This is a genomic window from Nocardioides sp. (assembly GCF_031422975.1).
GTDB lineage: Bacteria > Actinomycetota > Actinomycetes > Propionibacteriales > Nocardioidaceae > Nocardioides.
In genome coordinates this window covers 1-4591 of the sequence record NZ_JANPEO010000376.1, presented here as the reverse complement: position 1 = coordinate 4591, position 4591 = coordinate 1, and the positions used below count along the sequence as shown (strand labels likewise).

Sequence of the window (4591 nt, the reverse complement as noted above, 5' to 3'; positions counted from 1 at the left end):
CCGTTCTTGGCCGGCCGGGGGACGACGGCGACTTTCGGCGAGGGCGCGGGCGCGGGCGTGGGCGCGGACGAGGACGAGGGACGCGGCGACGGCGCGGCCGCCGGCGGGGACTGCGAACCCGAGCAGCCCGCGAGCAGGACGGACAGCCCAAGAGCCAGGAGAAGTCTCATGAGGCCGTCCACGCCCAGCAGACGGAGCGTCGGTTGCCGGTCTTCCACACGGCCACGTGGTACCAAGTGTAGGCGAACGTTTAATGCAGCGGGTAGGACATCCACCCCCTCACCGAGGCGTCGCAGAAGTCGCGGGACGTGACCTCGACCACCCGGTCGCCCGGGTAGGGGTCCTTGTCGGCGCCGACCTTGATCGTGGTCACCGCCCGCCAGGTGTGCTCCTCGCTGCAGGGGATCCGCACAGCGCCGGGCACCGCCTCGCCGTTCACGCACGCCATCCACTCATCACCGGGCACGCCCGAGGACATCAGGCCCTCGGCCGTCTCGGGCAGCAGGACGAAGGCCGTCGCGTCGTCCGTGCCGCCCACGAGGTCGCAGCGGTACCAGCGCGCGCCGTTGTCCCACGCCTCCTGCGACGGCCGGAACCACGCCCACGAGAGCAGGGTTCGCAGCGCCAGGCTCTCGTCGGCGCCGAGGAACTTCATGAACGTCGTCGAGCACGTCTGATAGGCGAAGGCGCCGATGTCCGGATCGTCGTACGCCGCCCGGGCCAACTCGGAGGGCAGCGGGCCGACCGCAAAGGTCTGCGCTGTGTGGTCCGCCGCGCAGTCCACGGTGTCGGCCGAGTTGGCGGACGCAGCGACGTCCTCTGGAGCGAGGAGCCGGCAGGCACCGAGCGTAGGGGTCTCGACCGAGTCCGCGTCTGCGGCGCCGTCGGAGCAGGCGGGGGCGAGGAGCAGCAGGGCGAGAAGGGGCACGATCAGCAGGCGGCCAGCCATCCATCTCCCCGTCTCGTCACTCGCTCAACAGCGCCGCGATCGTACCTCCGAGCTCGTACGCCGCCGCGTGCTCGGTCTCACCGACGTCGCCGAGGATCTCCAGCACCGACGCCGATTGCTGCCAGCCCAGGGCCTGCACGATCGACTGGACCGAGCGCACCGCGCCGGTCGTGTCGTAGCGACCGTGCACCCACAGTCCGTAGGGCTTGCGACCTCCGGCCGCGCCACCGCCGGTGGGGCCGGCCGAGCCGTCGCCAGTCAGCGCACCCCCCGCCTCGAGGAAGATCGTGTCGAAGAAGTGCTTCAGGGCACCGGACATGTAGCCGAAGTTGGCGGTCGTGCCGAGCAGGTAGCCGTCGGCCGCGAGCACGTCCGCCGCGGTGGCCGACAGCGCCTCTCGCACGACCACCTCGACGCCGTCGAGAGCGTCGTCTCCGGCGCCCGCGATCGCCGCCTCGGCCACGGCCCGAGCGGTCGGAGTGGGGGAGTGGTGGACGACCAGGAGACGTGCCATGACGCCAGCCTAGAAGAGGCGTAGCGTCCGCTGTCGTGACCTTCGAGGTGGCAGGCGAGCTGTATGACCGGTTCATGGGCCGCTACTCGCACCCCCTCGCAGCACGGCTGACGGACTGGTTGGAGGTCACCCCGGGACAGCGCGCCCTCGACGTCGGCTGCGGTCCGGGTGCCTGGACCGAGCAGCTGGTGGCGCGGCTGGGGGCCGACCACGTGTCGGCGATCGAGCCGTCGGCCCCCTTCGTCGAGGCCTGCCGATCGCGGTTGCCGGGCGTCGACGTGCAACAGGGAGCGGCCGCCACCCTGCCGTGGGGCGACGGCGAGTTCGACGTCGTCGGCGCCTCCCTGGTCGTGCACTTCATGCCCGACCCGCAGGCGGGCATCGTCGAGATGGCACGGGTCGCGAAGCCCGGATCCTGGGTCGGGGCGACGGTCTGGGACCTCGCCGGTCGACGCGAGCCGATGTGGCCGATCTGGTCGGCACTCGACGAGGTGGCTCCCGAGCAGCCGGGCGAAGGGACCCTCCCCGGTGCGTCGGCCGGCCAGCTCGTGGAGATCTTCGAGCGCGCCGGCCTCCGCGACGTCGAGGGCACGGAGATGGCCGTGACCATCACCCACCCGACGTTCGAGGAGTGGTGGGAGCCCTACCTCGGGGGCGTCGGTCCGGTCGGCGTGGCGATCGCCGCGCTGGAACCTGCCCGGCGCGAACAGTTGCGCGCCATCTGCCGCGAACGCCTGGGAGCCGGACCCTTCGACATCATGTCCGTCGCGTTCGCTGCGCGTGGACGCGCCCCATCGACCGCGTGACCCGGGGCCGTCTCAGCATCGGGGCGACCGGGAGACGGTCGGCTCGCTCCGGGGTTAGGCTGTGCCCATCATGATGCGCAGCCTCCTTCTTCGCTGCCGCAGCGGGGCCTAACAGCCGGACCCCTCGCTGCGGAGAGTGTGTGCGCGCCGGCACCACATCGGCCACAGGCCGCCCCACCAGCCGAGGAAACAATCATGATCTCCAGCAGCCCCGCCCATGACCGCAACCCGCAGCAGCCGAGCGGCATGCCCCATCAGCGTTACGAGCCGTTCATCCCGGTCGACCTGACCGACCGCACGTGGCCCACCAAGCGCATGAGCCGGGCTCCGCGCTGGTGCGCGGTCGACCTCCGCGACGGCAACCAGGCACTGATCGATCCGATGAGCCCGGCCCGCAAGAAGAAGATGTTCGAGCTGCTCGTGGCCATGGGCTACAAGGAGATCGAGGTCGGCTTCCCGTCCGCGAGTCAGACCGACTTCGACTTCGTACGGATGCTGATCACCGAGGACCTGATCCCCGACGACGTCGTCATCCAGGTGCTCACCCAAGCCCGCGAGGAGCTGATCGAGCGGACCTATGAGTCCCTGCGAGGCGCCAAGCAGGCGATCGTGCACCTCTACAACTCGACGTCGACGCTGCAGCGTCGCGTTGTCTTCGGTCTCGACAAGGACGGCATCAAGGACATCGCCGTCCAGGGGGCTCGGATCTGTAAGAAGTTCGAGGAGACCGTCCCCGAGGTCGACGTTGCCTACGAGTACTCACCTGAGTCATTCACCGGAACCGAACTGCCCTATGCGGCGGAGGTCTGCAACGCGGTGATCGAGGAGTGGGCGCCTACCCCTGACCGCAAGGTCGTCATCAACCTCCCGGCCACCGTCGAGATGGCCACCCCCAACGTTTACGCCGACATGATCGAGTGGATGCACCGCCACCTGGCACGTCGCGACTCGGTGGTCCTGTCATTGCACCCCCACAACGACCGTGGGACCGCTGTGGCTGCCGCTGAGCTCGGGTACATGGCTGGCGCCGATCGGATCGAGGGCACCCTCTTCGGCAACGGGGAGCGCACCGGCAACGTCTGCATCGTGACGCTGGGACTGAACTTGTTCAGCCAGGGCATCGACCCGATGCTCGACTTCAGCGACATCGACGAGATCCGGCGTATCACCGAGTACGCCATCCAGCTGCCGGTCCACCCGCGCCACCCCTACGGTGGCGACCTCGTCTACACCGCGTTCTCCGGGTCGCACCAGGACGCCATCAAGAAGGGCTTCGACGCCCTCGCGGCGGACGCCCAGGCGGCCGGCAAGACCGTCGACGACATCGCCTGGGCCGTTCCCTACCTGCCGATCGACCCCAAGGACGTCGGCCGCAGCTACGAGGCGGTCATTCGGGTCAACAGCCAGTCGGGCAAGGGCGGTGTTGCCTTCATCATGAAGGCCGAGCACCAGTTCGACCTGCCGCGCCGGCTGCAGATCGAGTTCAGCCACGTCGTCCAGCAGCACACCGACGACGAGGGCGGCGAGGTGACCCCAGAAGAGATGTGGGCCATCTTCGAGCGCGAGTTCCTCAGCGACGGTGGTTCACTCCAGCTCAACGCCGTGCACACGTCGAGCACCCAGGGCGAGAAGGACGCGCTTCGAGTCGGCCTCTACGTAGACGGCGAGCGGCGTGAGCTCGAAGGTCATGGCAACGGGCCCATCGCGGCCTTCGTCAACGCGCTGTCGACGATCGGCAAGGACGTCCGCGTACTCGACTACGCAGAGCACGCGATGAGCTCCGGTGGCGACGCGAGAGCCGCTGCCTATCTCGAGTGCGCCATCGATGGCCAGGTGTTCTGGGGGGTCGGGGTCGACCCGAACATCCTCACTGCGTCGCTCAGGGCCATTGTCAGCGCTGTCAACCGAGCGGCTCGAATTACCTAGCCTGCGTGGCTATTCCAGCGACGCCGCGCAGGCTGTCCCGATGCGACGGAAACCGACCTGTTCATAGACGCGGGCAACGGCGTCGTCGTCGGCACTGAGGAAGATCACCTCGATGCCGCGCCTGATCGCATCGGCCACCAGTGTGTCCGTGACAGCCGCCCCCAAGCCCCGCCGACGGGCGCTCGGAACGGTGCCGACACCGACGATCTCGGTGACGTCTCCCACCGGGTTGTGACCGCCCGAGCACAACACCCCGTGCTCGTCCTCGGCCACGACGAAGACCGAGCGCCCGTCGCGGATCAACTCTCGAAGGTCGTCGGAGGCCTGCGGTGCGCGCTGCTCGACCGCAACATCTCGTTCGGCTGGCCCGACGTCGCTGATCTCGGTTCCGGCCGC

5 protein-coding genes are annotated in these 4591 nt (G+C 69.1%); 2 read left to right on the top strand and 3 right to left on the bottom strand.

Annotation, left to right across the window (positions count from 1 at the left end):
- Positions 1 to 250 precede the first annotated feature (250 nt).
- Positions 251 to 949 (bottom strand): septum formation family protein, encoded by a 699-nt coding sequence (locus tag RMO85_RS11405; RefSeq protein WP_310528843.1) that lies wholly within the window; start codon positions 947 to 949, stop codon positions 251 to 253.
- A gap of 16 nt (positions 950 to 965) precedes the next feature.
- Complete coding sequence (locus tag RMO85_RS11400; protein WP_310528842.1) at positions 966 to 1463, bottom strand: flavodoxin family protein; 498 nt, start codon at positions 1461 to 1463, stop codon at positions 966 to 968.
- A gap of 35 nt (positions 1464 to 1498) precedes the next feature.
- Between RMO85_RS11400 and RMO85_RS11395 the strand changes: the two genes are divergently transcribed.
- Together RMO85_RS11395 and leuA are read left to right on the top strand one after the other, a co-directional pair.
- A complete protein-coding gene (locus tag RMO85_RS11395; protein ID WP_310528841.1) occupies positions 1499 to 2269 on the top strand; it encodes a class I SAM-dependent methyltransferase in 771 nt (256 codons plus the stop codon).
- Positions 2270 to 2464: 195 nt separating this feature from the next.
- Positions 2465 to 4195, top strand: coding sequence for a 2-isopropylmalate synthase (gene leuA, locus RMO85_RS11390; RefSeq protein ID WP_310528840.1), 1731 nt, complete (start codon positions 2465 to 2467; stop codon positions 4193 to 4195).
- 9 nt (positions 4196 to 4204) lie between these two features.
- On the opposite strand, the gene RMO85_RS11385 is transcribed toward leuA, so the two are convergent.
- On the bottom strand, positions 4205 to 4591 hold a 387-nt coding region (locus RMO85_RS11385; RefSeq protein ID WP_310528839.1), incomplete at its 5' end, for a GNAT family N-acetyltransferase.